Origin of the sequence: Salinarimonas rosea DSM 21201 (assembly GCF_000429045.1) — a bacterium.
Taxonomy (GTDB): Bacteria; Pseudomonadota; Alphaproteobacteria; order Rhizobiales; family Beijerinckiaceae; genus Salinarimonas; species Salinarimonas rosea.
Window position 1 is genome coordinate 224,024 of record NZ_KE386841.1, and the last position, 25,730, is coordinate 249,753.

At 73.2% G+C, this 25,730-nt stretch carries 25 protein-coding genes; 11 read left to right on the plus strand and 14 right to left on the minus strand.

Annotated elements, in window-relative coordinates; translation table 11 throughout:
• The first annotated feature begins 165 nt into the window (after positions 1–165).
• Complete coding sequence (locus tag G407_RS0122345) at positions 166–858, plus strand: zinc metallopeptidase (RefSeq protein WP_029032597.1); 693 nt, start codon at positions 166–168, stop codon at positions 856–858.
• Positions 859–883: 25 nt separating this feature from the next.
• On the opposite strand, the gene G407_RS29430 is transcribed toward G407_RS0122345, so the two are convergent.
• On the minus strand, positions 884–1,777 hold the full coding sequence (locus G407_RS29430) for an N-acetylmuramidase domain-containing protein (RefSeq protein ID WP_156917682.1): 894 nt from the start codon (positions 1,775–1,777) through the stop codon (positions 884–886).
• A 74-nt stretch (positions 1,778–1,851) separates the two neighbouring features.
• Positions 1,852–2,544: an SspB family protein gene (locus tag G407_RS0122355; protein ID WP_029032598.1), complete on the minus strand. Its 693-nt coding sequence runs from the start codon at positions 2,542–2,544 to the stop codon at positions 1,852–1,854.
• A 376-nt stretch (positions 2,545–2,920) separates the two neighbouring features.
• Between G407_RS0122355 and G407_RS29435 the strand changes: the two genes are divergently transcribed.
• Both G407_RS29435 and G407_RS0122365 read left to right on the plus strand, forming a co-directional pair.
• On the plus strand, positions 2,921–4,948 hold the full coding sequence (locus G407_RS29435) for a multicopper oxidase family protein (RefSeq protein ID WP_084327740.1): 2,028 nt from the start codon (positions 2,921–2,923) through the stop codon (positions 4,946–4,948).
• 168 nt (positions 4,949–5,116) lie between these two features.
• On the plus strand, positions 5,117–6,118 hold the full coding sequence (locus G407_RS0122365; protein ID WP_029032599.1) for a MaoC family dehydratase: 1,002 nt from the start codon (positions 5,117–5,119) through the stop codon (positions 6,116–6,118).
• A 119-nt stretch (positions 6,119–6,237) separates the two neighbouring features.
• Here G407_RS0122365 and cydB read toward each other — a convergent pair whose 3' ends face one another.
• The 3 genes from cydB to G407_RS0122385 all read right to left on the minus strand — a co-directional run bounded on the left by cydB (position 6,238) and on the right by G407_RS0122385 (position 10,625).
• Positions 6,238–7,281 carry a cytochrome d ubiquinol oxidase subunit II gene (cydB, locus tag G407_RS0122375; protein ID WP_029032600.1) on the minus strand — a complete coding sequence of 348 codons (1,044 nt, stop codon included), beginning with the start codon at positions 7,279–7,281 and terminating at the stop codon, positions 6,238–6,240.
• Between the two features lie 24 nt (positions 7,282–7,305).
• Complete coding sequence (locus G407_RS0122380; protein WP_029032601.1) at positions 7,306–8,751, minus strand: cytochrome ubiquinol oxidase subunit I; 1,446 nt, start codon at positions 8,749–8,751, stop codon at positions 7,306–7,308.
• Positions 8,752–9,047: 296 nt separating this feature from the next.
• Positions 9,048–10,625, minus strand: a complete 1,578-nt coding sequence (locus G407_RS0122385; RefSeq protein ID WP_052341752.1) for a phospholipase D-like domain-containing protein — start codon at positions 10,623–10,625, stop codon at positions 9,048–9,050.
• Positions 10,626–10,766: 141 nt separating this feature from the next.
• Here G407_RS0122385 and G407_RS0122390 point away from each other — a divergent pair, with 141 nt between their 5' ends.
• From G407_RS0122390 to purQ, 3 genes are all read left to right on the plus strand, one after another.
• A complete protein-coding gene (locus tag G407_RS0122390; protein ID WP_156917684.1) occupies positions 10,767–11,327 on the plus strand; it encodes a hypothetical protein in 561 nt (186 codons plus the stop codon).
• Positions 11,328–11,411: 84 nt separating this feature from the next.
• Positions 11,412–11,651 (plus strand): phosphoribosylformylglycinamidine synthase subunit PurS, encoded by a 240-nt coding sequence (gene purS / locus G407_RS0122395; RefSeq protein WP_029032604.1) that lies wholly within the window; start codon positions 11,412–11,414, stop codon positions 11,649–11,651.
• Positions 11,651–12,337: a phosphoribosylformylglycinamidine synthase subunit PurQ gene (purQ, locus tag G407_RS0122400; RefSeq protein WP_029032605.1), complete on the plus strand. Its 687-nt coding sequence runs from the start codon at positions 11,651–11,653 to the stop codon at positions 12,335–12,337. Before purS ends, purQ begins: the two co-directional genes overlap by 1 nt.
• 19 nt (positions 12,338–12,356) lie before the next feature.
• Here the strand turns inward: purQ and G407_RS0122405 are convergent, their stop codons facing one another.
• The 4 genes from G407_RS0122405 to ftsE form a co-directional block, all read right to left on the minus strand.
• Positions 12,357–13,118 (minus strand): lysophospholipid acyltransferase family protein, encoded by a 762-nt coding sequence (locus tag G407_RS0122405; RefSeq protein ID WP_029032606.1) that lies wholly within the window; start codon positions 13,116–13,118, stop codon positions 12,357–12,359.
• 67 nt (positions 13,119–13,185) lie between these two features.
• Positions 13,186–13,872, minus strand: coding sequence for a YdcF family protein (locus G407_RS29440; protein ID WP_052341753.1), 687 nt, complete (start codon positions 13,870–13,872; stop codon positions 13,186–13,188).
• 139 nt (positions 13,873–14,011) lie between these two features.
• Positions 14,012–15,097, minus strand: coding sequence for a cell division protein FtsX (locus G407_RS29445; protein ID WP_245259152.1), 1,086 nt, complete (start codon positions 15,095–15,097; stop codon positions 14,012–14,014).
• A gap of 8 nt (positions 15,098–15,105) precedes the next feature.
• Positions 15,106–15,771: a cell division ATP-binding protein FtsE gene (ftsE, locus tag G407_RS0122420; protein ID WP_029032607.1), complete on the minus strand. Its 666-nt coding sequence runs from the start codon at positions 15,769–15,771 to the stop codon at positions 15,106–15,108.
• A 156-nt stretch (positions 15,772–15,927) separates the two neighbouring features.
• Between ftsE and G407_RS29450 the strand changes: the two genes are divergently transcribed.
• Genes G407_RS29450 through G407_RS0122435 form a run of 3 tightly spaced genes read left to right on the plus strand, consistent with a single transcriptional unit; the run spans position 15,928 to position 17,732 of the window.
• Positions 15,928–16,761, plus strand: a complete 834-nt coding sequence (locus G407_RS29450; RefSeq protein WP_084327741.1) for a zinc-ribbon domain-containing protein — start codon at positions 15,928–15,930, stop codon at positions 16,759–16,761.
• 30 nt (positions 16,762–16,791) lie between these two features.
• Entirely contained in the window at positions 16,792–17,355 is a 564-nt protein-coding gene (gene hpt, locus G407_RS0122430; RefSeq protein WP_043540356.1) for a hypoxanthine phosphoribosyltransferase, read from the plus strand.
• Positions 17,356–17,366: 11 nt separating this feature from the next.
• On the plus strand, positions 17,367–17,732 hold the full coding sequence (locus tag G407_RS0122435; RefSeq protein ID WP_029032609.1) for a response regulator: 366 nt from the start codon (positions 17,367–17,369) through the stop codon (positions 17,730–17,732).
• A 108-nt stretch (positions 17,733–17,840) separates the two neighbouring features.
• Here G407_RS0122435 and G407_RS0122440 read toward each other — a convergent pair whose 3' ends face one another.
• A complete protein-coding gene (locus tag G407_RS0122440) occupies positions 17,841–18,098 on the minus strand; it encodes a hypothetical protein (protein WP_052341756.1) in 258 nt (85 codons plus the stop codon).
• A gap of 145 nt (positions 18,099–18,243) precedes the next feature.
• Positions 18,244–19,629 (minus strand): malonyl-CoA decarboxylase, encoded by a 1,386-nt coding sequence (locus G407_RS0122445; protein ID WP_029032611.1) that lies wholly within the window; start codon positions 19,627–19,629, stop codon positions 18,244–18,246.
• Positions 19,630–19,862: 233 nt separating this feature from the next.
• Between G407_RS0122445 and G407_RS29455 the strand changes: the two genes are divergently transcribed.
• Positions 19,863–20,909, plus strand: coding sequence for a lysylphosphatidylglycerol synthase domain-containing protein (locus G407_RS29455; protein WP_052341757.1), 1,047 nt, complete (start codon positions 19,863–19,865; stop codon positions 20,907–20,909).
• Positions 20,910–20,953: 44 nt separating this feature from the next.
• On the plus strand, positions 20,954–22,303 hold the full coding sequence (locus tag G407_RS29460) for an ATP-binding protein (protein WP_052341758.1): 1,350 nt from the start codon (positions 20,954–20,956) through the stop codon (positions 22,301–22,303).
• Here the strand turns inward: G407_RS29460 and G407_RS29465 are convergent.
• Genes G407_RS29465 through deoA form a run of 3 tightly spaced genes read right to left on the minus strand, consistent with a single transcriptional unit; the run spans position 22,292 to position 25,730 of the window.
• Positions 22,292–23,410: a zinc-binding metallopeptidase family protein gene (locus G407_RS29465; RefSeq protein ID WP_052341759.1), complete on the minus strand. Its 1,119-nt coding sequence runs from the start codon at positions 23,408–23,410 to the stop codon at positions 22,292–22,294. The genes G407_RS29460 and G407_RS29465 overlap by 12 nt on opposite strands.
• A gap of 55 nt (positions 23,411–23,465) precedes the next feature.
• Positions 23,466–24,410, minus strand: a complete 945-nt coding sequence (locus G407_RS0122465) for a 2-hydroxyacid dehydrogenase (RefSeq protein WP_029032612.1) — start codon at positions 24,408–24,410, stop codon at positions 23,466–23,468.
• Positions 24,411–24,413: 3 nt separating this feature from the next.
• Positions 24,414–25,730, minus strand: a complete 1,317-nt coding sequence (gene deoA / locus G407_RS29470) for a thymidine phosphorylase (RefSeq protein WP_043540357.1) — start codon at positions 25,728–25,730, stop codon at positions 24,414–24,416.

Below are 25,730 nucleotides of genomic sequence, written 5' to 3' on the forward strand. Positions count from 1 at the left end.
GAAGATGGGGCCGCCCGCACCGATTCGCACCTGCTCGCTCCCCGTCGCATCCGGGCGGAGAGACGGGTGGCGCGAGCCGAAGCGCGTGTTCTCCGGCCCGCCGCCGCACTCGGTCGCAGCCCGCCGCCACTACCCGAACGCGCGGGTCGCGCCTAGATTGGCAGAATGGCGCTCGTCCTCGGCTTCCTCGGTCTCCTCCTCCTGGCCGCGATCTTCCTGCCGCAATGGTGGGTGCGCCGGGTCATGCGCGCGCATGCCGGCGACCGGGCCGACTTCCCCGGCACCGGGGGCGAGCTCGCGCGGCACCTGCTCGACAGGGCGCGGCTCGCGAACGTGCGCGTCGAGCTCGCGCCGCCGGGCGGGGACCATTACGACCCGATCGACAAGGTCGTGCGGCTCTCCCCAGACAACCACGACGGTCGCTCGATCACCGCGATCGCGGTGGCCGCGCACGAGGCGTCCCACGCCATGCAGGACGCCGACGGCGACCGGCTCCTCGCCACGCGCCTGAAGCTCGCGGGATCGCTGCGCGCCATCGAGGTCGCCGCGGCGATCGTGCTCGCGCTCGCACCCGTCGTGATGCTCGTCGTGAAGTCGCCCGTCCTCCTCGTCCTCCAGATCGGCGTCGCCGTCGCGCTGCTCGGCTCGCGCGTTCTCGTCCACCTCCTGACGCTGCCCGTCGAGCTCGATGCGAGCTTCGCCCGCGCCCTGCCGATCCTCGAGAAGGGCGGCTTTCTCCCCGCCGAGGATCTGCCCAAGGCCAAGAGCGTGCTGCGCGCCGCCGCGCTCACCTACGTCGCCTCGGCGCTCGTATCGCTCCTCGACATCGCGCGTCTCCTGCGCGTGCTGCGGTTCTGACGCGCGCCGAGCCGGTCCTCGTGCGTCAGGCGGCCCGTTCCCCGTCGTCGAAGATCGCGCCGACCGTCGCGACGGCGTCCCGCCGGGTGGCGCGTTCGAGCGCGGCGAGGTCCGCCGCCGCGAACGCCCTCGCGGCTGCCTCCCGCTCCGGCTCGCCGGCGCGCATGCGGAAGGCGGCGAGCGCCGCGCGGGTGCGCCGGCCCATCCGCCCGTCGACGGGGCCGGGGTCGAGCCCGGCATAGAGGAGGCGCAGCTGCGCGGCGCGCACGGCGAGATCGGGGAGGGGGCCGGCAGCGAGGCTCTCCCGGGCTCGGGCGAGGCGCAGGTCGTAGGCGTTGCGCGCGAAAGCCGGGCCGTTGTAGCCGCGGGCGAAGGCCGCCCAGTCGTGCGCCCGCAGGGGCTCCGCCAGCCCGCGCGCGACGACGAAGGCCGCCATGGCGGCGAGCTGCGCGTCCTCGCTCGCGCGCATCGCGGCGACGAGCGCCTCGACGTCGGCGTACCCCGCCGGCGCGGCGTTGAAGCCCATCACCTGGCCGAGCCCCCAGGACGTGCTCTCGAGCGCCGCGCGCCGGTCGAGCGCGAGCGCCGTGGCGAGGCGGGCGTGCTGCGCCGCTCCCGCCGCGCCGTAGCCGCCGGGCCTGGCGTGGGAGATCCCCGGATGCGCGGCGTCGAAGCGGCCGCCGGTGCGCCGGTGGAAGACGTGGCGCTCGAACAGGATAACGGGCCTGCGGTCCGGCAGGAAGCCGCAGGCGCGTGCCTCCACCGCCATCACCGCCCAGAGCACCGCGGGCGCGACCCCGAGCCGCGCGCGCGCGGCCTCGAAGCCGGCCGGTGTCAGCGGCGCGCCGGGCTCCTCCACCCGCGCCGCGGCGCCGTGCCCCGCGCGGGCGCTTCCCGATGAGATCGATCGCAGGGACATGCCGTACGCCTCCCGAGGTTGCCCCCAGGCTATCGCGGCCGTCTCGCCCGTGTCAAGAACGAATATGGAACGGATCAGGTCTTCTTGCGGAACGCGTCGAGGCTCACGACCTCGGCGCCGCTCGGCGTCTCGGCACCGCCGGCGCCTTCGCCGTCCTTCGCGGGCTCCGTCTCGCCGGATTTCTTCTTCTCGAGCGACGGCTTACCCGCTCCCTTCTTCGCGCGGGCCTCGTCGGCGCCCTCCGCACCCTCGGCACCCTCGGCGGAGCGGCGCGACGCGGGGATGCGCGGCGTCGTCGCCGGCGCACGGCGCGGCTCGGTCTCGGCCGGCTCGGAGCCGGCGCCGCGGGCCGGCTGGCGCGGCGTCTCGACCGCCACGGGGCCCGCGGCGGGCACCGGGGCCGGCTCGGCATCGCGGATCTCGAACTTCAGCCCGAACTGCACGGACGGGTCGAAGAAGCCGGTGAGCGCGTCGAAGGGGACGAGCAGCCGCTCGGGCACGCCGCCGAAGGAGAGCCCCACCTCGAAGGAATGCTCGGTGATGGCGAGATCCCAGAACTGGTGCTGGAGCACGATCGTCATCGTGTCCGGATACTTCTCGCGCATGCGCGAGGACAGGCGCACGCCGGGAAAGGTGGTCTGGAAGGAGACGTAGAAATGGTGCTCGCCGGGCAGCCCCTCGCGCGCGGCGTCCGCCAGCACCTTGCGCACCACGCCCTTGAGCGCGTCCTGCACCAGGAGGTCGTAGCGGATCAGGTCTTGTGTCATGGCGCGCTCGACGGGTCCCGCTCGTGCTGTCGTGGTCGGCTTATGCCGCGTCTCGAACCGAAATGAAAGTGTCGGCTTGCGCCGCCGCGCGCCGTCCGATCCCGGCGGCCGGCCGAACGAAGGCCGCCGGGTCGATGGAGCCGCCGCCTCCGGTGTGGCCGACGGCGGCGGCCCTGCGTTTCGTGGACGAATATAGAGATGCGCGGCCCCTCTTCAACCGGGACCTCGGCGGTCTGCGGGCGCCGGGCACGCCCTCGATCCGCCCCCATGCGCGCATCTCCGGATTGCCATTGCTCGCAATGGTCGCGCAAGCTTCTCCATACAAGGTCGAGCGGGCCGAATCGCCACCAGCGCCGGCCGAGGGAAAGGCATCATCATGAGACATCGACCGATTGCGGCGAGCCGCCGTCCGGCACCGCACCCCGCCGCATGCGCCGCCACCACCACGATCGCGCTGCTCGCGCTCGCCCCCGCGGCCCTCGCCCAACCGGCCGAGCGGCTCGTTCCCGCCATCCCGGACGCCGTCCTCCAGCGAGCCGCGCCGCCGCCGGATGCGCTCGCGCCGTTCCTCCTCGCCCCGCCCGTGCCGACGCCGCGTGTGGCGCCGGGGGAGGCGGTGCTCGATCTCGCCATCCGCTACGTCGACGGGGCGATCTGGGATCCGGCCGAGGGGCGCGACGACGCCGCGCGGCTGCGGGCCTATGTCGATCTCGCCGCGCCGGCGGCGGCGAACGCGCCGGCCTATGTCGGGCCCACCATCCAGGTCACGCCGGGCGAGACCGTGCGGGTGACGCTGCACAACGAGCTGCCGGTCGAGGACCAGTCCTGCCCCGGAGATACTGCCGACATCAACGTCCCGCACTGCTTCAACCGTACCAACCTGCACTCGCACGGGCTGTGGATCTCGCCCACGGGCAACAGCGACAACGTCCTGATCGCCATCGATCCCGGGGTGTCCTTCCAGTACGAGTGGAACATCCCCGCCGATCATCCGTCGGGCACGTTCTGGTACCACCCCCACCTGCACGGCGGCGTGGCGCTGCAGGTGTCCTCCGGCATGGCCGGGTTCATCCTCGTCCGCGGCGACCGGCTGCCGACGCCGGAGACGACCGGCGACATCGACACGCTGCTGATGCGGGCGGACGGCACGCCCTACGCGGAGCGGCTCGTGCTGCTCCAGCAGAACCAGTACGCGTGCTACGACGCGCAGGGGACCCTCGAGACCAACCCGGACGGCACCTATCGCTGCGACCCGGGCCAGACCGGCATCATCGAGAGCTACGACAACTTCGCGCCGGGCGACTGGGCGGCGTCGGGCCGCTACACCTCGATCAACGGCGAGATCCTGCCGACCTTCCCCGGGGCGGAGGCGGGGCGTGTCGAGCGCTGGCGCGTCGCGCATGCGGGCATCCGCGACACGGTCAAGCTCGAGTTCCGCAAGGCCGCCGAGGGCGCCGGGCCGCTCGACGCGTCGGCGGGTGCCGAGGAGGACTGGATGGCGGCGAACTGCCCCGGCGAGCCCCTGGCCACGTTCGCCATGGCCGAGGACGGGCTCACGCGCGGCGTGATCGACCCGCGCACGACGAGCGTGCTCCAGCCCGGCTACCGCACCGATCTCCTCGTCGTCTTCCCCGAGGCGGGACGCTACTGCGTGATCGATACGCAGGCCCCCGCCACGACGACCGTGAGCGGCGGTGCCGAGAGCCGCCAGCTGCTCGGCGCCGTCGACGTCTCGCTCGGCGAGGCCGGCGCGGACCCGGTGCCGACGGACGCGGCGGGGCTCGCCGCCTACCTGGAAGCCGCCCTCGTCGCGGCGGCGGAGCGCACCATGCCCGCGGACGTGCGCGGCGCGGTGATCGCCGACCTCCGGGACGGCCTGAAGCTGACGAAGTTCGTGCCGCATCCGACGATCGAGGCGGCAGAGGTGACGGGGACGCAGACACTCGCCTTTTCCATCGACACGAGCAGCACGCCCACCGGCTTCCTGATCGACGGCGAGCCCTACGATCCGACCCGCATCGACCGGCTCCTCACGCTGGGCGGCGTCGACGAGTGGACGCTGACCTCGGGGACGAACCCCGCCGCCGGCCACCCCTTCCACATCCACGTCAACCCGTTCCAGGTGGTGGCGATCCTGAACCCCGCGGGCGTCGACGTCAGCGTGACGGGCGAGCCGGACGATCCGCAATACGCCGGGATGAAAGGCGTGTGGAAGGACACGCTCTTCGTCAAGCCGGGCTACCGGGTGGTGATGCGCACGCGCTACCAGCGCTACATCGGCGAGTTCGTGCTCCACTGCCACATCCTCGACCACGAGGACCAGGGCATGATGCAGAATGTGGTGATCGCGCTCCCGGGCGCCGACGGGACGGCGTTGTTCGGGACGCACGGCGGCGCGCATTGAGCGAGACGGATGGGGGCGCGCCGTACGGAAGGCGCCGCCGGCGTTCCCCCTCACCGGCCTCTCGTGCTCCACCCCGGGCGGGGGTGCGCCGGCGCGGCACCGCCTTCGGGGGCCTGTTCGGCACGGGCGGCGCGTGGCAGAACGGCGGGGCGCAGCCGAGATCGCACGATGCCGACATCACCCCGCACCCACCTCGAGGATTTCCGCCCCGGCGACACGATGGCCTACGCGCCGATCGTGCTCGACGAGGCGGCGATCGTCGCCTTCGCCCGCGACTGGGATCCCCAGCCCTTCCACCTCGACGCCGAGGCGGCGCGGGGGAGCTTCGCGGGGCGGCTGATCGCATCGGGCTGGCACAGCTGCGCGCTCTTGATGCGGATGGTCGCCGACGCCTTCCTGCTCGAGGCCGCCTCGCTCGGCGCGCCGGGCATCGAGGCGGTGCGCTGGCGCGCGCCGATCCTGCCGGGAATGCGGCTCTTCGGCGGTCACGAGGTGCTGGAGACCCGCGCCTCGCGCTCGAAGCCGGAGATGGGCCTCGTGCGCTTCCGCTTCCATCTCGCCGACGAGGCCGGCGCACCGGTGCTCGAGCAGACGAACCTCATCCTCTTCGGCCGCCGCGGCGCGCCGGCCCCCACGCCGATGGCGCGTGTCGCCGCTCCCGAGGTCGAGGCGCCGCCGGCGGACGCCCCCGTGCCGCTGCCGCCCTTCGAGGACCTCGTTCCCGGCGCGCGGGAGCCGATCGGCGCCCGCCATTTCCCGGCGCAGGAGATCGTCGCCTTCGCCCGCGCCTTCGACCCGCAGGCCTTCCACGTGGACGCCGCGGCGGCGGCGGCGAGCCGCTTCGGGGGGCTTTGCGCGTCGGGGTGGCACACGACGGCGGCCTTCATGCGCGCCATGGTCGACCATCGGGAGCGCCAGGCGGAGGCGGCGCGGCGGGCCGGGCGCGGGCCGGTGGCGTTGGGCGCGTCTCCCGGCTTCCGCGACCTGTCCTGGACGCGGCCGGTCTATGCCGGGGACACGATCAGCTTCGCGACGACGATCGTCGAGGCCCGCCCCTCGGCCTCGCGGCCCGGCTGGGGGATCGTCCGCCAGCGCAACGAGGGCGTGAACCAGCACGGCGAGCCGGTCCTCTCCTTCGAGGGCAGCGTGTTCTGGCAGGGGCGCGGCTGACGCGCGCGCTCAGCCGCCGGGCACGATCGCCCGCAGCCCGTAGACGACGCCGGCGAAGGCGACGAGCGCGACGACGTAGAGCCCGACGAACCAGGCGATGCGGCGAAGGCGCGCGCTCATCAATGGTACCCGCTGTCCTCGAGCGTCTCGGGCACCTTTCCGCGGAACACCCAGTACACGTAGATCGTGTAGCCGAAGATGATCGGGATCACGATCGAGAAGCCGACGAGCGCGAAGAGCTGGCTGTTCACCGTGTTCGCCGCCTCCCAGATGGTGACGCTCGGCGGCACGATGTAGGGGAACAGGCTCACGCCGAGCCCGAGGAAGCCGAGCAGGAAGAGGCAGATCGAGAGCACGAACGGCCAGTACTGCCGCTCGTTCTCGAGCGTCCGCCAGATCCCGAAGGCGACGAGCGCGGTGAGCAGCGGGATCGGGGCGAGATAGTAGATGTTGGGCGTCGAGAACCAGCGCGCCTCGATCTCGATGCCGAGGAACGGCACCCAAATCGAGACCACCGCCATCGCCACGATCGCGCCGATCAGGTAGCGGTAGGCCTTGCGCCGCGCCCACATCTCGAGCTCGCCGGTGGTCTTCATCACGACCCAGGTCGCGCCGAGCAGCCCGTAGCCGGCGACGAGGCCGACCCCGGTCATCATCGCGAACGGCGTCGCCCAATCGAAGGTGCCGCCGGCGAACTCGCGACCCACCACCGTGAAGCCCTGCACGAAGGTGCCGAGCACCACGCCCTGCGCGAAGGTCGCGACCAGCGATCCGTAGTGGAAGGCGTTGTCCCAGAGGAACTTCGACGAGTCCGCCTTGAACCGGAACTCGAAGGCGACGCCGCGGAAGATCAGCGCCAGCAGCATGACGATGATCGGGATGTAGAGCGCCGGCATGAGCAGCGCGTAGGCGAGGTGGAACACGGCGAACAGCCCGCCGCCGCCGAGGATGAGCCAGGTCTCGTTGCCGTCCCAGATCGGCGCGACCGAGATCATCATCCGGTCGCGCCAGTTCTCCCGCTGGGCTGGGCGGAACAGGATCCCGACGCCGAGATCGAATCCGTCCATGATCACGTACATGACCACGGCCAACGAGATCAGGCCCGCCCAGATCAGCGGGAGCCACAGCGCGAGACCCTCGAGGCCCTCTGCGTATCCGAACATGCTCCGCTCTCCTGTCCTATGGCGTCACTCGGCGGGGGCGCGGCCGCCCTCGCGGCCGGGCAGCCGCTCCTCGGCGGCCGAGAAGGGCCGCTTGGGGCGCTCGGCGGGCGTCTGGCCCGGCATGACCTCGTGCTCGTCCGGCCCGCGGCGCAGGAGCTTGAAGAGGTAGTAGGTGCCTGCCGTGAAAATGATCGCGTAGACGACCACGAAGGCCGCGAGCGAGGCCGCGACGGCGCCCGCCGTCACCGGCGAGACGGCGTCGACGGTGCGCAGCAGGCCGTAGACGACGTAAGGCTGGCGCCCGATCTCGGCGGTGAACCAGCCGGTGAGCACCGCGACGAAGCCCGACGGCAGCATCGCCACGCAGGTCCACAGGAAGGCGGGGCTGTCGTAGAGCCGCCCGCGCAGCCGCAGCCAGATCGACCAGGCGCCCACCGCCAGCATCAGGAAGCCGATCGCGACCATGACGCGGAAGGAGTAGAACACCGGCCAGATCGGCGGGCGCATCTCGGCGGGCACCTCCTTCAGGCCGGGGACCACGCCGTCGAGCTCGTGGGTGAGGATCAGCGAGCCGAGCTTGGGGATGCCGATCTCGAAGCGGTTCTCCTCCGCCTCCTCGTCGGGGATGGCGAAGAGGAGCAGTGGCGCGCCGGCCTGCGTCTCCCAGTTCCCCTCCATCGCCGCGAGCTTGGTCGGCTGGTAGGCGAGCACGTTGAGCCCGTGCAGGTCGCCGAGGAAGATCTGCACCGGCGCGAAGATCGCCGCAAAGGCGGTGGCCATCGAGAGCGAGCGGCGCGCGCCCTCCATGCGCAGCGTGTGACCCGTCTCGCGCCCCCGGCGGCGCCCGCGCAGCAGCATGTAGGCCGACATCCCCGCCACCGCGAACGCGGTGGTGAGATAGCAGGCCATCACCATGTGGGCGAAGCGGTTGGGGAAGGAGGGGTTGAAGACGACCTCGAACCAGTTCGTCGGGACGGCCACGCCGTTCTGGATCTCGAAGCCGGCGGGCGTCTGCATCCAGGAATTGGCGGACAGGATCCAGAAGGCCGAGAGCAGCGTGCCGATCGCCACCATGCAGGTGGCGAAGAAGTGCAGCCGGTCGCCGACCTTGTTCCAGCCGAACAGCATGATGCCGAGGAAGGCGGCCTCCAGGAAGAAGGCGGTGACCACCTCGTAGGCGATCACGGGCCCGAGCACGTTTCCGGTGAAGTCCGAGAAGCCCGACCAGTTGGTGCCGAACTGGTAGGACATCACGATGCCGGAGACGACCCCGAGCCCGAAGGACACGGCGAAGACCTTCACCCAGAACTTGTAGAGGTTCTTGAAGACCGGGTTGCCGGTGCGCAGCCAGCGGAACTCGAGCGCCGCGAGCCAGCTCGCCAGCCCGATCGTGAAGGCCGGGAAGATGATGTGGAACGCCACCGTGAACGCGAACTGGATCCGCGACAGGATGAAGGCGTCGAGCTCCATGGGATGTCCCTCGTCGTCGACGGTGGGCGTCGCGTCTCGCACGCGACCGAGGTCGCACGCCACGGCGGCCGGGGGAGAGCCGCGTGCGCACGCAAGCCGAACGGTGCGGAGGAGGCGTCGGTTCCTAACGTCGCGGCGCGGCGCCGGGACGCGCGGCGGGGCGGCGCACGGTCGGGGGAACGCATCCGGCCCGATCGCCTGCGACGGGCGGGCCCCGTGCCGCGACCCCACCGAACCGGACGAGGCACACGATGGTGACGATGGCGCCGCGGCAGTGATCCGGCCGAGGCTCCGCCTCAGCCGCGTCGGCGCAGGCGCTCCAGCAGCCGACGCGTCTGCGCCGAGAGCCGCCGCTCGGCGATGCGCCCGCGCCGGCGCTCGCGAAACAGGCGGATCACGAGGGCGAGCGCGATCCAGCCGAGCGTCACCGATAGGGTGAAGCCCACGATTCCCGGCCACAGCGCGATGGCGACGGCGCCTGCCGCCGCCATCGCGGCAAGGGTCGCGGCGGAGGCCGACTCGAGCCGCGACAGCGGCGCGCGCTGCGCGATCGCCGAGACGAGCACGCGGCCGACCGAGGCGGCGCTCTCGCGCCAGCGCCCTTGGGCGAAGCGCCCGGCGAGGCTCGGGGGCGGCGCGACCGCGACCGGCCGCGGCAGGGCCGGCGCGCCGCGCTTGTCGGCGAGGACGATCTCGGTCGCGCCGGCGAGATCCTCGGCGAACATGGCCTCCATGGCGGCGCCGAAGCCGGGATCGTCGACGACGACGTCGATCTCGAAATTGCCGAACCAGCTCGCCGGGTTGAGGTTGGTGGACCCGACCCGCGAGATCCGCCCGTCGAACACGGCGGTCTTGGCGTGCAGCATCGGCCCGGACCATTCGTAGACGCGCACGCCCGCCTCGATCAGCTCGCGATAGGCGGTGCGCACGAAGGCGGGCAGCGTCGGCACGTCGTTCGCGCCGGGCACGAGCAGGCGCACGTCGACGCCGGCGCGGGCGGCGTCGAGCAGCGCCTCGCGATAGGCGCGGGTGGGGAGGAAGTAGCTGTCCGTGACGAAGGCGCGGGTGCGGGCGGTCGCGAGCGCCAGGAGGTCGAGCCGGTAGAGCCGGCGATCGCCCGGACGCCCGCGCACGACCCGGACGGGGACCGGCTCGCCGGCCGGCGGCGCGACACCCCACGCGCCGTGCGCCGGCGGGACCGGGGCCGCCGGCAGAGGACGGGCCTCCGGCGATCCCCGGCGTGGCGTCGCGGCGTCCCAGGTCTCGGCGAAGGCGGCCTCGAGCGCGGCGACGGCGGCGGGGCCCGACAGGGCGATGCCGGTGTCGCGCCAGGGCGCGACACCGGCGCGGCCGGTCCAGTTGTCGGAGACGCACAGGCCCGAGACGAAGCCGGTGTGCCCGTCCACCGCCAGGAGCTTGCGGTGGTCGCGCACGAACCAGTGCGGGCGCGAGGGGCGCAGCGGGCCGTAGACACGGACCGCCACGCCGGCCTGCGCGAGCGCGCGCCAATAGTCCCGCGAGGCCCGCGCCGCCGATCCGAGCCAGTCGTAGAGCACCCGCACCCGCACGCCGGCGCGCGCCCGCTCGATCAACGCCTCGGCGAAGGTGCGTCCGGTCTCGTCGTCGGCGACGATGAAGTTCTCGAAGTCGATCCGCTCCCGCGCCCCGCGGATCGCCGCGAGCCAGGCGGGGTAGTTCTCGGTGCCGTCGCGCAGAATGCGCAGGTGCCGTGCCGGCACGCCCGGATCGGCGAGGACGCGCGTGAGCGCCCGCGCGAGGGTGTCCTCGCCCGCCTCGGCGACCTGCAGGCTGGCCGCCTGCGGCTCGCGGCCCGCGGGCTCGGCGAGATCGGGCATCACGGGTCTCTGGTTCATCGGAAGCCGGGCTCCTGCGCCCCGGGGCAACGCTCGAGCGGCGATTCGGATCGCGCGCGGCATGCGGCCGCGGTGGTGGATATCGTCGGTCGCGCTCTGGCGAGGCGGGGCCCGCCGTGCTTTCGTCCCGTTGCGATGACGATGCGCCGATTCCGACCCGTCCGTGCCCGCGTCCCGGTGGCGATCCTCGCTGCCGGGGCCCTCGTGCTGCTCGCCGGCTGCGTCGGCGGTCCGCGGCTCGTCGCCGGGCTGCCGGACGAGACCGGCTGGCTCGTCCTGCCGGTCGACGACTGGTCCGCGCTCGACCGCGGCGAGCCGGAGGGAGTCGCCGCCTGCCTCGACGCCGATTGTCCCGACCGGCTCATGGTCTCCGTCCTGCGCCTGCGCGGGGAGGCCGCGCAGGAGGCGCGCGCGGTGCTCGCCGATCCGCGGCGGCTGGCGACCTACCTCGCGGAGCGCGACCGCGCCGACACGAACGACGCCCGCCGTGCGGTGACGACGCAGGTGGAGACCCGCCGGCTCGCGATCGAGGGCCTCGACGGCTTCGCCGTCTCCCTCGCCGCGGCGGCGACCGGCCGCTCGGCCCACGGCGCGACGCTCGCCCGCGAAGAGGGCGACGAGCTGCGCATCGCCCTCGTCGTCGGCGACGACGCGGCGGCCGTGGAGGCGGCCCTGCGGCAGGTGGCGGCCGAGGCGTTCTGACGCGCGTGCATGCTTGCCCCGAGCGCGCGCGCCCGCTAAGCGGATGGCGACTTGCTCCCGCACGACAGCCAGGACCGCGCAATGATCAAGGCCCGCGTCACCGTCACCCTCAAGAGCGGCGTGCTCGATCCGCAGGGCAAGGCCATCGAGGGGGCGCTCGGCTCGCTCGGCGTCGAGGGCGTCGCGTCGGTGCGCCAGGGCAAGGTCTTCGACGTCGAGATCGCCGCGGCGGACGAGACGGCGGCGCGCGCCGAACTGGAGCGCGCCTGCGAGCGGCTCCTCGCCAACACCGTCATCGAGAACTACAGGGTCGAGCTCGTCTGATGCGCGCCGCGATCGTCGTCTTCCCCGGCTCCAACCGCGACGGCGACGTCGAGCGGGCGCTCGTGCGCGCCGGCGCGACGGTCGAGCGGGTCTGGCACGCCGAGCCGGAGCTGCCCGCCGGCGTCGACCTCGCCGTCCTGCCCGGCGGCTTCTCCTACGGCGACTACCTGCGCTGCGGGGCGATCGCCGGGCGCGCGCCGGCGATGGAGGCCGTGCGCCGCCACGCCGCCCGCGGCGGGCTCGTGCTCGGCATCTGCAACGGCTTCCAGATCCTGTGCGAATCCGGCCTCCTGCCGGGCGTGCTGATGCGCAACGCCAACCTGCGCTTCCTCTGCCACCGGCAGTTCCTGCGCGTCGAGCGCACGGATACGCCCTTCACCGCCGCCTACCGGCGGGGCCAGGCGATCGACGTGTGCATCGCGCACGGCGAGGGCAACTACTTCGCCGATCCCGACACGCTCGCACGCCTCGAGGGCGAGGGGCGCATCGCCTTCCGTTACTGCGACGCGACCGGCGCGCTCGCCGCGGACGCGAACGTCAACGGCTCGCTCAACGCCATCGCCGGCGTGCTCTCGGAGAACGCGCGGGTGCTGGGCATGATGCCCCATCCCGAGAACCTGGTGGACGACCTCGTCGGCGGCACCGACGGGCTCGGCTTGTTCGAGAGCCTCGCGCGCGCCGCCTGACGGCCCCGCGCGCGGCCGGTCACGGCCGCTCGTCGGCGGGCTGGGGCATGCCCTCCTGCACGAGCTCGCCGCGGCCCTCCGCGAGGAGGCGGTTCGAGGCCGTCTCGATCGTCTCCTGCAGCTCGGCGAAGAAGACCTCCTTCGGCTTGCCCGGCAGGATCGGCGCCAGCACCTCCACGACGATGGTGCCCGGCCGGCGCAGGAACTTGCGGCGCGGCCAGTAGACGCCGGAATTGAGCGCGATCGGCAGGACCGGCGCGTTCAGCCGGTCGTAGAGGTGCACGATCCCCCACTTGTAGACCGGCTCGGCGCCGGGGGCCCGGCGGGTCCCCTCCGGAAACAGGATCACCTGACGCCCGGAGGCGAGGGCCTCCTCGGCCTTGATCGCGAGATCGGCGAGCGCCGCCGAGCGCCCCTTGCGGTTGATCGGCACGGAGCGGGCCTTCCAGGCGTACCAGCCGAAGAAGGGGATCCACATCAGCTCGCGCTTGAGCACGTAGGCCGGGTCGTCGAGGATCGTCAGGAGCGCGAAGGTCTCCCACAGCGACTGGTGCTTGGAGGCGACGAGGAGCCCGCCCGGCGGGATGTTCCCGAGCCCGCGCCAGGAGACCCGCGTCCCCGCCACCACGCGCAGGAGCCACAGCGACGAGCGCGCCCACGCCTTCGCCACGTCGCGGAACACGCCGCGGGGCAGGGCGAGCGTCGGCAGCGCGACGATCATCCAGGCGATCAGGTTCGCGTAGTAGAGCGTGTTGAAGGCGAGCGAGCGCAGAACGAGCATCGGGGGCTTTCGGCGGCGAGCGGGCGTGCGGCTGGGTCGCGCCCTTCTAGCCGCTGGCGCCGCCGAATCAAATCGCCGCGGCCAGCGCCGGTGCGATCGGCCGCTGGAAGCCGCTCATCATGTTCGCCGCCGGCGACCGCTCCGGGTCGCCCTCCACCGCCGTGCGCAGCCAGACCGCCAGGAACTTGAGGTACTCGACCGCGAGCAGCCGCGCGGCGTTGGGCTCGTACCACCAGGCCGCCGTGTCGAGGTTGGCGGGCGCGACCGCGTAGGGGATCACCTCGAGGTCCGGCGAGGCGTTCTCGAGCTCGAGCAGCGTGCGCGGCATGTGGTAGTTCGAGGTGACGACGATCAGCGAGCCCACGTCGCGCTCGGCTGCCCAGCGCCGCGTCTCGATGGCGTTCCCGATCGTGTTGCGGGCGCGATGATCGAGGTCCACGCAGCAGGCGAGCAGGCGCTCGCGCCCCGGGTTGAGCCGCGCGATCTCCTCGAGGGTGGTCGTCTCGTGCACGCCCGAGATGAGGAGCCGGTCGCCCTTGCCGCGGGCGAGGAGGTCGAGCGCGTCGCCGACGCGCTGCGAGCCGCCGGTGAGCGCCACGATCGCGTCCGCGCGGCCGGGATCGTCCATGTGGCGCTCGAGAGTCGCGACGAAGACGAAGAAGCCGAGCGCCGTCGCGACGGCCATCAGCAACGCCGCGCCGAAGAGCGTCCCGGCCATCCGGCGTGCGAACGAGCGACGGCGTGGAGGCCTCATCGGAGCCGCCTCCCTCCCGTCGAAGCTGCCTGCGGGTGCGACGCCCGCGTCTGCCATGCGCGCCTGCCGAGCCATGTCGGGGCCTCAGGATAGCGCGGATTGCGGCGACCCGGTGACGGGCGCCCCGATTCCTCGGCCGTCATTCCGAATCGCCCGCCAGGATGCGCCGCACCGAGACACCCGAGACGAGCGCCGTCACGCCGGACACGCACAGGGCGATCACGACGATCACCGCCGCCCCGCGCCAGCCGACCTCGAAGCCGCCGAACAACGCCTCGATCTGGTCCCCGGCGGGGGAGGCGCGCCACCGCTCCGAGAGCCAGCCGAACAAGGCGAACAGCGCCACCGCGAGGCCGCCGCCGACCGCGCCGCCCTTGAGCCCCATCCGCAGGAAGCGGTTCTGGAACTCGCGGGCGATGAAGGCGTCGTCGGCGCCGACGTAGTGGAGCACCTCGACGATGTCGCGGTTGCCCGCCATGGCTCCGCGGGTGGCGAAGGCGACGGCGAGCCCGGCGGCGGCGAGGACCAGCACGACGAGCGCGACGCCGATCGCGACCACCGTGTTCGCCATCGCCGAGAGCCGCGCGATCCACTGGCCGTGATCGTCGAGGCTCGCGCCGGGGATGCCGGCGAGCGCGGCGCGCAGCGCCGAGAAGTCCGGCTCCGCGCCGGGCTCCAGGCGCACGACGACGAGCCGCGGCACCGGCAGTTCCCCGAGGTCGAGCCCCGCACCGAGCCACGGCTCCAGCAGCTGCGCCGAGCGCTCGGCGGAATACGGCTCGGCGTCGCCGACGCCGGGCGTGGCGCGCGCCAGCGCCGCCGCCTCGGCGACGAGCGCCTCGACGTCCACCTGCGGGCGCGGGCGGATCTGGATCGTCGCCTCCCGCGCCACGCTCGCGCGCCAGGCCGCGGAGTTGGCCGCGACGATCTCGGCGGCACCGGCGCTGAGCGCGGCGAGGAAGGTGAGGATGGCGATCACCGCCATCAGCGCCCGGCTCGCGGCGGAATCCACCGGCACGAGCGGCGCGTCGCGGGTGAGCGAGGGTGCGGCGACGGAGGACGGGTCGATCACCGTCGCGCGCGGCGGACCGTGGCCGATCTCGAGCGGCGCGGGCTCCGCGAAGCGCGCCCCTCCCGACGGGCCGTGCTCGAACGGGTCGTCGCCGTCGGGATCGTCGTCGGGCGGATCCGGCTCGAACGGGTCGGGGCGATGCGGGGGGCGCATGCGGCGTCCTACTCGTCGATGTGCAGATGGCCGTCGCCGAGCACGAGACGGCGCGCGTCGACGAGGTCCATCAGGGAGAGGTCGTGGGTGGCGATCACGACCGAGGTGCCGAGCCGGTTGAGCTCGATGAACAGGCGCAGCAGCCGGCGCGCCAGCCCCGGATCGACGTTGCCGGTGGGCTCGTCGGCGAGCAGCAGCTCGGGCCGCGTGATCAGCGCGCGCGCGATCGCCGCGCGCTGCTTCTCGCCGCCGGAGAGCACCGGCGGCATCACGTGCATGCGCCGGCCGAGCCCCACCCAGTCGAGCAGCTCGGTCACCTCGGCGCGATAGCTCGCGTCCTCGCGGCCCTGGACGCGCAGCGGCAGCGCGACGTTCTCGTAGAGCGTCAGGTGGTCGAGCAGGCGGAAGTCCTGGAAGACGACGCCCATGCGCCGGCGCAGCTCGGTGAGACGATCCTTGTCGATGCGGCTCACCTCCTCGCCGAAGATGGTGACGAGCCCGCGCGTGGGCGCGACCGACATCAGCATGAGCCGCAGGAGCGTGGTCTTGCCCGCGCCCGACGGGCCGGTGAGGAACTGGAACGAGCGCGGGCCGACCGAGAAGGTGAGGTCGCGCAGCACCTCGGGCCCGAGCCCGTAGCGCACGCCCACGTTCTCGAAGTGCACAACGGGAATGTCCTCCGCGTCGGCGTCGAGCGCCGGCGGCGGCGGGGTGTCGCCGTCCTCGTCCTCGGGGTCGTCGAATTCGCCCTTCACGCGCCCTTAACCGAAACCTTCGCCAATGGATAACCGATTCCGCGTCCCGCCGGAGCGGGCTCCACCTGATTCGCCATGCTGATCACCTGTCCGTCCTGCGCAAGCGAATACGTCATCGACCCGGCGCATTTGAGGCCGAGCGGTCGGACGGTGCGTTGCGCCTCGTGCAAGGCGACCTTCTTCGCCGAGGCCGAGCCGGATACGGACGAGCTGATCTACGACGCCCCGCCCGAGGAGGACCTCCCCGCCGCGTCGGGGCTCGGCGGCCAGGACGACTTCGACGCCGCCCTCGCCATGGCGGGGGACTTCGACGACGCCGACCCTGACGGCGGGGACGCCGCCGGCGCGCAGCGCGACCTCGTGGTCGACGCCCAGTCGCGCCGGGCGCGGCCCTCCGCGGCCGCGGCGCGCACGGCGATCCGCGAACGCGGCGCCCACCTCCTCGGCGGGCTCGGCCGGCGGCTCGCGAGCGGGCCGGTCCTCGCCCTCGTCGCGGTCGTCGTGCTGGCCGGAGCGATCCTGGCGCGCGAGAGCGTGGTGCGGGCGGTGCCCGACACGGCGGGGCTCTATCGCCTCGTCGGGCTCGAGGTGAACCTGCGCGGCGTGGCGATCGGCGAGGTCGTGTCGCGTCGCTTCGAGGAGAACGGGGAGCGCGTGCTCGAGGTCGAGGGCGTGCTCACCAACGTCGCCGGTGGGCGCCGCCCGGTTCCGCCGCTCGCCATCTCGCTGCGCGACGGCACGCAGACCGCACTCTATTCCTGGACGGTCGAGCCGCCCCGCGGCGATCTGGAACCGGGGGAGACCGCCCCCTTCCGCGCGAGGCTCGTTGCGCCGCCGGCCGAAGCACGGCAAGTATTGGTCAGATTTGCGCCCGCTTCGGGCGCGACTGTGGCCGGGACGAGCCCCTGACGAGCGCGCCCCTGACGAGAAGGTCCCGACATGCCCGAATCACGCGTGCGCGTGCTGTTCGACGAGACGACGATCGCCAGACGCTGCGAGGAGCTCGCCGCCGACATCGTCGCCGCCGCGCCCAAGGACCTGCTCGTCGTGGCGGTCCTCAAGGGCAGCTTCATGTTCGCGGCGGACCTGATCCGTGCGCTGCACCGGGCCGGCCTCGCGCCGCAGGTCGAGTTCATGCACCTGTCGAGCTATCGCACGGGCACGGTGTCGACGGGCCAGGTGACGATCCTGCGCGACGTCGAGAGCGCGATCGAGGGGCGCGACGTGCTCCTCGTCGACGACATCCTCGAGTCGGGCCGCACGCTGGTCTTCGCCAAGGACCTGCTCGCGGCGCGCGGCGCCAAGCGCGTGCTCAGCGCCGTGCTGCTGGAGAAGCCCGGCAAGCGCGCCGTGCACATCGACGCCGACTTCGTCGGATTCCGCTGCCCGGACCTGTTCGTCGTGGGCTACGGCATGGACATCGCGCACTCCTATCGCCAATTGCCCTTCGTCGGCGTGATCGATACGACCTCGACCGCGCCCGACCTGTTCGAGCCGACCTGAGGGAGGCCGCGATGGCGAAGATCCTGCTCGTCGACGACGAGGAGCCCGTGCGCGGCTTCCTCGCGCGCGGTCTCGCGCTGGACGGCCACACCGTAGACACCGCGGAGAACGGCGCGGACGCGCTCGAGCTGCTGACGGAGGAGGGCGCGGCCTACGATCTCCTGCTCACCGACATCCGCATGCCCATCATGGACGGCATCGCGCTCGCGCTCGCCGCCAAGCGCGAGAAGCCCGACCTCGTCGTCCTGCTGATGACCGGCTACGCGGAGCAGCGCGAGCGCGCCCGCAACCTCGAGGCCATCGTCACGGACGTGCTGACGAAGCCGTTCTCCCTCCAGGACGTCCGCGACGCGGTGGCGAAGGCGCTGCCGGGGTGAGGGAAGGCGCGGGCGCCGCCCGCGAGCGCACCCTCCCCGGAGGGGAGTAGCCCGCACTTCGGTGCGGGCGGCGACAGCCGCCGATCTCGGGCCGAAGCCCGAGCCCGCTCAATGCCGCGGCGCGGTGGAGAATCCTCCCGAGCGGATGCGGTCCACCAGGCTCTCCGCGTAGGCGGCCGCCGCGTCCTCGCCGTAGGTGGAGACCAGCTCCTCGAAGCCCGAGAAGATCGCCGCGTGCGCGAGGCAGTCCGGGTCGAGGCCCTCGATCCGCCCTTCCGCGAACGCTTCCGCGAGGAGGTCGAGCGCGTAGCGCTTCTCCGCCGCGGCCAGCTCGTCCTGTTCGTCGTGTCGTGGTTGCTGGTTCATCGCCCGTCCGGTCCCGCCGCCCGTGGTCGCGGCCTGGGAGAGGACCCTAGGAGATTCGCCGCGCCCCGCACAGGGAGCCTTTACGAAAGGGTTAACGCGATCCGCCGGATGCGTCGACAACCCGCGCCATCTCGTCCCGTCGTGCTCACCCGGGCACGGCCGCCGGCTCGGCCGGCGACGAGCCGGCCACGACGCGCGCGGGCTTCGCCAGCCGCCGCACCTCGCCGGACAGGGCGACCTCGCCGCGCTCGGCGTAGGCCTCGTGGTTCCGCTCGATGGAATCGAGGTCGTAGAGGTAGTTCACCATCGTACCGGCGGCCTGGGCGAGGCCGCGCGGGGAGAGATCGGCGAGGGCGTGCACCCGCTCGAGCCGCGCACCGTTGCCCAGATGGAAGCGCGCCACCGGGTCGAGAGGCTTGCCGGACGGTCCGCGGGCGCGGGCGAGATAGGTCGCGCAGGCCGCCCGCAGCGGCTCGCGCAGGGCCTCGCGGGCGGCCTCGTCCCTCTCGAAGCCGTCGTGCCAGCGCTCGGCGAGGAGCGCGCGCTCCTCCCTGGTCAGGGCGGGATCGGCCGGATCGGCAAGGCGCGCGGCGAGCCAGGCGGCGAAGCCGGGGACGGGGGAGAGCGTCGCGAAGGTGCGCAGGCCGGGCAGGTCCCGGCGCAGCTCCTCGACCACCTGCTTGATCAGGAAGGAGCCGAAGGAGACGCCGGCGAGCCCCTTCTGGCAGTTGGAGATGGCGTAGAACGCCGCCGTCGTCGCCGCGTCCGCGGCAAGCGGCGTGCGGCCGACCGCCAGGACCGGGGCGATCGCGCCGGGGATCTCGCGGCCGAGCGCGACCTCGACGAAGATCAGCGGCTCGTCGGCGAGCGCGGGGTGGAAGAACGCGTAGAGCCGCCTGTCGGAGGGCGCGAGGCGGCCCTTGAGATCCTCGAGGTTCTCGATCCGGTGGACCGCCTCGTAGGCGACGATCTTCTCGAGCACGTTCGCCGGGCTCGTCCAGTCGATCCGGCGCAGCGTCAGGAAGCCGCGGTTGAACCAGGAGGCGAAGAGGTGGCGGAAGTCCGCGTCGACGTCGGCCAGCGCCGGCTCGTCGGGCATGGCGGCGAGCACGTCCTCGCGCATGCGCACGAGCGCGAGCGTGCCGCCGGGGGCGCGGTTGAGCTTGCGGAACAGCTCCTGCCGGCGCGGCTCGGCGGCGAGGTGGAGCGCCATCGCCATGCGCGGCCCGGGCGCCTGGGCGTAGGCCTCGATCGCGTGGGCGATGCGCTCCTCGACGGGGCCGAAACGGCTCGCGAGGAGGCCGAGGAAGCCGCGGCGCACCTCGAGGGGCGCCCCCGCATAGGCGGCGAGCAGGTCCCCCGCACGCGCCACGCTCGTCGCCTCTCCCGCGCCCGAGAGCAGCTCCTCGGCCAGCGCCGCGAGGGCGGGGGCGCTGCGCGGCTCCGCGCGCCCGCCCGAGACGAGCGAGCGCCCGCGTTCGGCGATGCCCTGGAGCATGTCGGTGAAGAACGAGATCGTGCCGCCGGCCATCGGCTCCCCCGGGGTTCCAGCCGGGCGGCAGGATAGGGGACGGAGCGCGCCGCCGCCAAGGGGCCGGCGCGCGCATCCTCGATTCGGACGAGTCGCCAGGAGCGCGACGCGCCCATCCTCGGGAAGGCGGCGGATTGCAAGCCGCCCGCCCCGGGCCTATGTCACCCGCGAGGCCATCCTCCGGCGTCGCGATCCACCGCGTCGGACGGCGAGAGACGAGCGCCCGGACGCGAATGAGCGACGAGATCCAACCCGACGACCGGCACGACGGGCCGGCCGCGACGGCCGTCGCGGGCGCGGTGAACCGTCTGCCCCAGGGCTCGCGCCGCTTCGCCTGGATCGGTACGGCGCTCGGGCTCCTGCTCTTCGCGGGCTCGCTGGCCTTCCTGTGGCACGTCGTCTCGGATCTCGACTGGGCCGAGCTCAGGAGCGCCTTCGTCGCGGCGAGCGCCGAGCAGCTGTGGGCGGCGATCGGCTTCGCGACGCTGAGCTACCTGCTGCTGACCTGCTACGACGCGCTCGCCCTCAAGCAGCTGCGCCTGCGTGTGCCCTACCGCACCACGGCGCTCGCCTCCTTCGCGAGCTATGCGGTGAGCTTCAACCTGGGCTTCCCGCTGCTCACGGGCGGCACCGTGCGCTATTGGATCTACGCGCCCAAGGGCCTGCGGGCGAGCCGGGTGGCGAGCCTCACGGTGATCGCCGGCATCACCTTCTGGCTCGGCATGGGCCTCGTCCTCACCTGGACGCTGCTCGCCGAGGCCGGCGCGGTGGCCGCCCTCACGCGGGTGGGGCTCGCGCTCGTGAAGCTCGTCGGCATCGGCGTCGGCGTCGCGCTCGTCGCCTACATGATCTTCGTCTCGCTGAAGCGCCGGGCCGTGACGATCCAGGGATGGCGGCTCGAGCTGCCCGGCTTCCGGCTCTCGCTCGGCCAGTCGCTGATCGGCGCGGCCGAGGTCTGCGCGGCGAGCGCCGTCCTCTACGTGCTGCTGCCGGCGGGACACGGCATCGACTTCGAGCTCTTCCTCGCGATCTACGTCGTGGCGGTCATGCTCGGCATCGCCTCGCACGCCCCGGGCGGGCTCGGCGTGTTCGAGGCCACGATGCTCATCGCGCTCTCCTCGCTCCCGCGCGAGCAGGTCCTCGGCGCGCTCCTCATCTTCCGAATCTGCTACTATTTCCTGCCTTTCGTGGTGGCGCTCGCCCTTCTCGGCGCCTACGAGATCACCCGGCGGTTCAAGGCCCTGCGCAGCGTGCTCGAGCCCGAGGAGCCGCTGGCGTGACGGCCGCACCGCCACCCGACGGCTCGCGCAGCGACGAGGCTGCCATGGAGCGCCAGGACGAGGACGGTGAAGAGGCCGGCGGCGCGCGCGATCGCGCCTCGCGGCGCGCCGTCGCCTCCGGTGCGCTGATCGCGACGGGTCTCCTGTTCCTCGTCGCGGCCGCCACCGAGGGCGTCAATTTCTGGCTCGTCGTCGCGATCCCCGTCGCCGTGGCGGCGGCGGCCATCGCGGTCGGGGAGCGGGTCCAGGCGCGGCGCGTGAAGAAGCTCGTCGCCGCCGGCCGGCGCCTCGCCATCGTCGAGGCGCTTCTCGCCAACATCCCCGATCCCGTGGTGATGGTCGACCGGCGCGCCATCGTGCGCGAGGTGAACGGCGCCGCCCGCGAGCTGCTGCCGGGCCTGCGGCTCGGCCATCCGCTCTCCTTCGCGCTGCGCGCGCCGCAGGTGCTCGACGGGGTGGAGGAGGCGCTGCGGACCGGCGAGCGGGTGCGGATCGAGTACGCCGAGCGCGTCCCGACCGAGCGCGTCTTCGAGGTCCTGATCGGTCCGCTCGATCTCGAGACGGACCGGCCCGGAGGCGATGCCGTCGAGGTCGGCCCGCTGCCGCGCGAGCAGAGCCTGGTGCTCTACTTCCGCGACCTGACCTCGGCGCGGCGGCTGGAGACGATGCGCGTCGATTTCGTCGCCAACGTCAGCCACGAGCTGCGCACGCCGCTCTCCTCGCTGCTCGGCTTCGTCGAGACGCTGCAGGGGCCCGCCAGGAACGACGCCGCCGCGCGCGAGCGCTTCCTCGAGATCATGCGCGTGCAGGCCCAGCGCATGAGCCGGCTCATCGACGACCTGCTCTCGCTCTCGCGCATCGAGCTGCGTGCCCACGTCGCCCCGCAGACGCCCCTCGACGTCGGCGCCGTCACCCGCCAGATGCTCGACACGCTCGCCCCCCTCGCCCGCGAGCGGGGCGTCGAGATCGTGTTCGAGGCCCCGCCGCAGCCGGCGCTGATCGCCGGCGAGCGCGACGAGCTCCTGCGCGTCGTCGAGAACCTCGTCGAGAACGCGGTGAAGTACGGCGACGGCGGCGGGCGCGTCGAGGTCGGCGTCGCGCGCCGCCCCTCGGAGGCCGGGGAGATCGTGCGGCTTGCCGTGCGCGACTACGGGCCGGGCATCGCGCCCGAGCACGTGCCGCGCCTCACCGAGCGGTTCTACCGCGTCGACGTCGCGGCGAGCCGCGAGAAGGGCGGCACCGGGCTCGGGCTCGCCATCGTCAAGCACATCGTCGCGCGCCACCGCGGACGGCTGACGATCGAGAGCACGCCGGGGGAGGGCGCGCTGTTCGCCGCCGACTTCCCGGCGCTCGCCGCCGAGGCGGCGCGGACGCCCGCCGTTTCAGCCGAGTGAGCCGGCCGCCGCTCCCGGCCCGGCCCCCACCGCCCGCACGCGGGCGTGGACGAAGCCGAGCTTCTCCACCGCCGCGGGGGCGAGGGTGAAGGGGTAGAGGTCGCTCTGCCCCATCGAACGGTTGAGCGCGTTCACCGCGAAGGTGAGCGGCCCCCAGGCCTCGACGAGGCGCCCGAGCCCGGCTTCCCGGTGCGGGTCGAAGGCGACCGTCGTCGAGAGGTCCTCCGCCAGCGTCTCGCCGCCCGAGGCGCGCGGGCGCAGGCGCAGGCCGAAGGCGGAGGCCGTCTCCAGCGTGTCGACCATGTGCAGGTAGTGCGCGAAGGTCTCCGCCCAGTCCTCCCACGGATGCGCCGTGGCGTAGGCGCTGACGTGGCGCTCGGCCCAGTCCGGCGGCGGACCCTCCGAATAGTGGCGCTGGAGCGCCGCGCCGTAGTCCGTGCGCTCGTCGCCGAACAGGGTGCGGAAGCCGTCGAGCGCGTTCGGCTCCTCGACGAGCTTCGTCCAGTAGTAATGGCCGACCTCGTGCCGCAGGTGGCCGAGCAGCGTGCGGTAGGGCTCGCCCATGGCGCTGCGGCGGGCCTCGCGCTCGCTGTCGTCGGCCTCCGCGATGGCGATGGTGACGAGCCCCTCGGCGTGGCCGGTCACCACGCCGGGCGCGCCGGTGGCGGGCGGGTCCGCCAGGAAATCGAAGGCGAGCCCGGCGGGATCGTCGGGGCGCATGGTCAACGGCAGGTCGAGGCTCATCAGCGTGTAGAACAGGCGCTTCTTGGCCGCCTCGAGCTTGCGCCAGCGCGCGAGGTTCGTCTCCTGCGTCAGGTCGGGGATGGTGCGGTTGTGGCGACACGCCGTGCAGAAGCGGCTCGCGTCCGGGTCCGCGCTCTCCGGGACGAGCCAGGTGCAGGCGCCGTAGGCGGCGTTGGCGCAGAAGCGGTAGCGGCCCGCCGCCTCTCCGGCGTCGCCCACCGGCGTCCAGCCCTCGTCGGCGAGGCGCACGGAGACGAGCCGCCGCTCGTGCGGCAGGAAGCCGAGCCGCGCGTTGCAGCTCGGGCACGCGGCATCCTCGAACTGGAGCGGCGCACCGCAGACGGTGCAGGCGAAGAGCTTCATGAGGATCGGTCCCGATCGGCCGCCGGCGGGATCGCCCGGGCGCCCGCGGACAACACTAGTACCCCGCGCCCGGGTCCACCACGTTGGTCAGCGCGCCGCCGTCCTCGACCCGGCGGATCTGGTCGGCGATGAGCCGCGAGATCGTGTCCGGGTGGCTCATGGCGGCGTTGTGGGGGGTGACGATCACGCGCGGGTGGCTCCACAGCGGGTTGTCCACCGGGAGCGGCTCCGTCTCGAACACGTCGAGGGAGGCCGCCTTCAGCACGCCCGACTCGAGCGCCGCGAGGATGTCGCCCTCGACCTGGAGTCCGCCGCGCCCGGCATTGATCAGGACCGGGCCGCCGAGCGGGCCGTCCTGCGCCAGCTTGCCGAACAGGTCGAGGTCGAGGATCCCACGCGTCGCCTCGGTGAGCGGCAGGAGCACGACGAGGATGTCGGTGCGCGCCAGGAAGGTGTCGAGCCCCGCCTCGCCGCCGAAGGTCTCGACGCCCTCGACCGCGCGCCCGCTGCGCGACCAGCCGGCGACGGGAAAGCCCATGACGCGCAGCTTCGCCGCGGCATCCCGGCCCAGCTCGCCGAGCCCCATGACGCCCACGCGCACGTCCCGCGCGGCGGGCTGGAAGCGGTCGTCCTCCCACGTGCCCGCGCGCTGCTGGGCGATGTAGCGCGGCAGCTGTCGCAGATGGGCGAGGGCGTGCAGCACCACGTACTCGCTCATGCGCGTGGTGAGGTCCTCGTCGACGACGCGCACCACGGGCGCGTCCGGCAGCCGCGGGTCGGACACGATGTGGTCGACGCCGGCCCCCAGCGAGAAGATCGCGGCGAGGTTCGGCAGCCCCGAGAGTGCGCCGTGCGGGTGCTTCCAGGAGACGACGTAGTGCACCTCGCGGCGATCGAAGGGCTCGCCGAGCGTCGCGACCCGGCGCTCGGGGAAGAGGCGCTGGAAGCGCTCCACCCAGGATGCGACGTCCCAACCGTCGATGGCGACGAGAATCGACATGGATCAGCGCTCCACGCGTTCGATGATCGGTCGGTTGCCCGTCGCCGGCCCGTCGCCGACGCGATACGCCGCGCGCACCGCACGCGCCGCCGCCTCTGCGGAGCTCGTGTCGCGGGCATGGACGAGGGCGAGCGGACGGCTCGCGTCCACGGTGTCGCCGACGGCGGCGAGGTCGGTCAAGCCCACGGCGGGGTCGATCGCGTCCTCGGCACGCGCGCGGCCGCCGCCGAGCGCGACGACGGCCATGCCCACGGCGCGGGTCTCGATGCGGGTCACCGTGCCGGCGGTCTCCGCGTGGACCGGGATCGTCACGGCGCTCTTCGCGAGATGCGCGTCCGGCCGCTCCAGGATGTCCGCCGGGCCGCCGAGCGCCGCGACCATCCTCGCGAAGGCCTCCGCCGCGCGGCCCGAGGAGATCGCCTCCTCCATCATCGCGACCCCGGCCTCGCGCTCGGCGGCGAGGCCGCCCAGCAGCAGCATCTCCGCGCCGAGCGCGACGGTCACCGCGTGGAAGCGCGGCTCGCGGCGCCGGCCGGTGAGATAGTCGATGCAATAGGCGACCTCGACCGCGTTGCCGGCGGCGGACGCCAGCGGCTGGTCCATGTCGGTGAGGATCGCGTGCGTGCGCAGGCCCGCCCCGTTCGCCACCGAGACGAGGGACTCGGCGAGCGCGCGGGCGTCCTCGTGCGCCACCATGAAGGCGCCGGATCCGACCTTCACGTCCATGGCGAGGCCCTGGAGGCCGGCGGCGAGCTTCTTGGAAAGGATCGAGGCGGTGATGAGGTCGAGGCTCTCCACCGTCGCCGTCACGTCGCGAATGGCGTAGAGGCGCTTGTCAGCGGGGGCGAGGTCGGCGGTCTGGCCGATGATGGCGCAGCCCGTCTCGCGCACCACCTTGCGGAACGTCTCGATGTCCGGCTGCGTGCGGTAGCCGGGCACCGAGTCGAGCTTGTCGAGCGTGCCGCCGGTATGGCCGAGCCCGCGCCCCGAGATCATCGGCACGAAGCCGCCGCAGGCGGCGACCGCCGGGCCGAGGGGCAGCGACACGCAATCGCCGACGCCGCCGGTGGAATGCTTGTCGAGCACGGGCCCGGGCAGGTCCCAGGCGAGCACCTGGCCGGACGCCATCATGGCGCGGGTCAGCGCCACGCGCTCGTCGAGCGACAGCCCATTGAAGTAGATCGCCATGGCGAGCGCCGCCGCCTGGCCCTCGGTGACGCGCCCGTCGACGAGGCCGGCGACGAAGGCCTCGATGTCGGCGGCGGGGAGGGTGCCGCCGTCGCGCTTGACGCGGATGATCTCCTGGGGAAGCAACGTCAT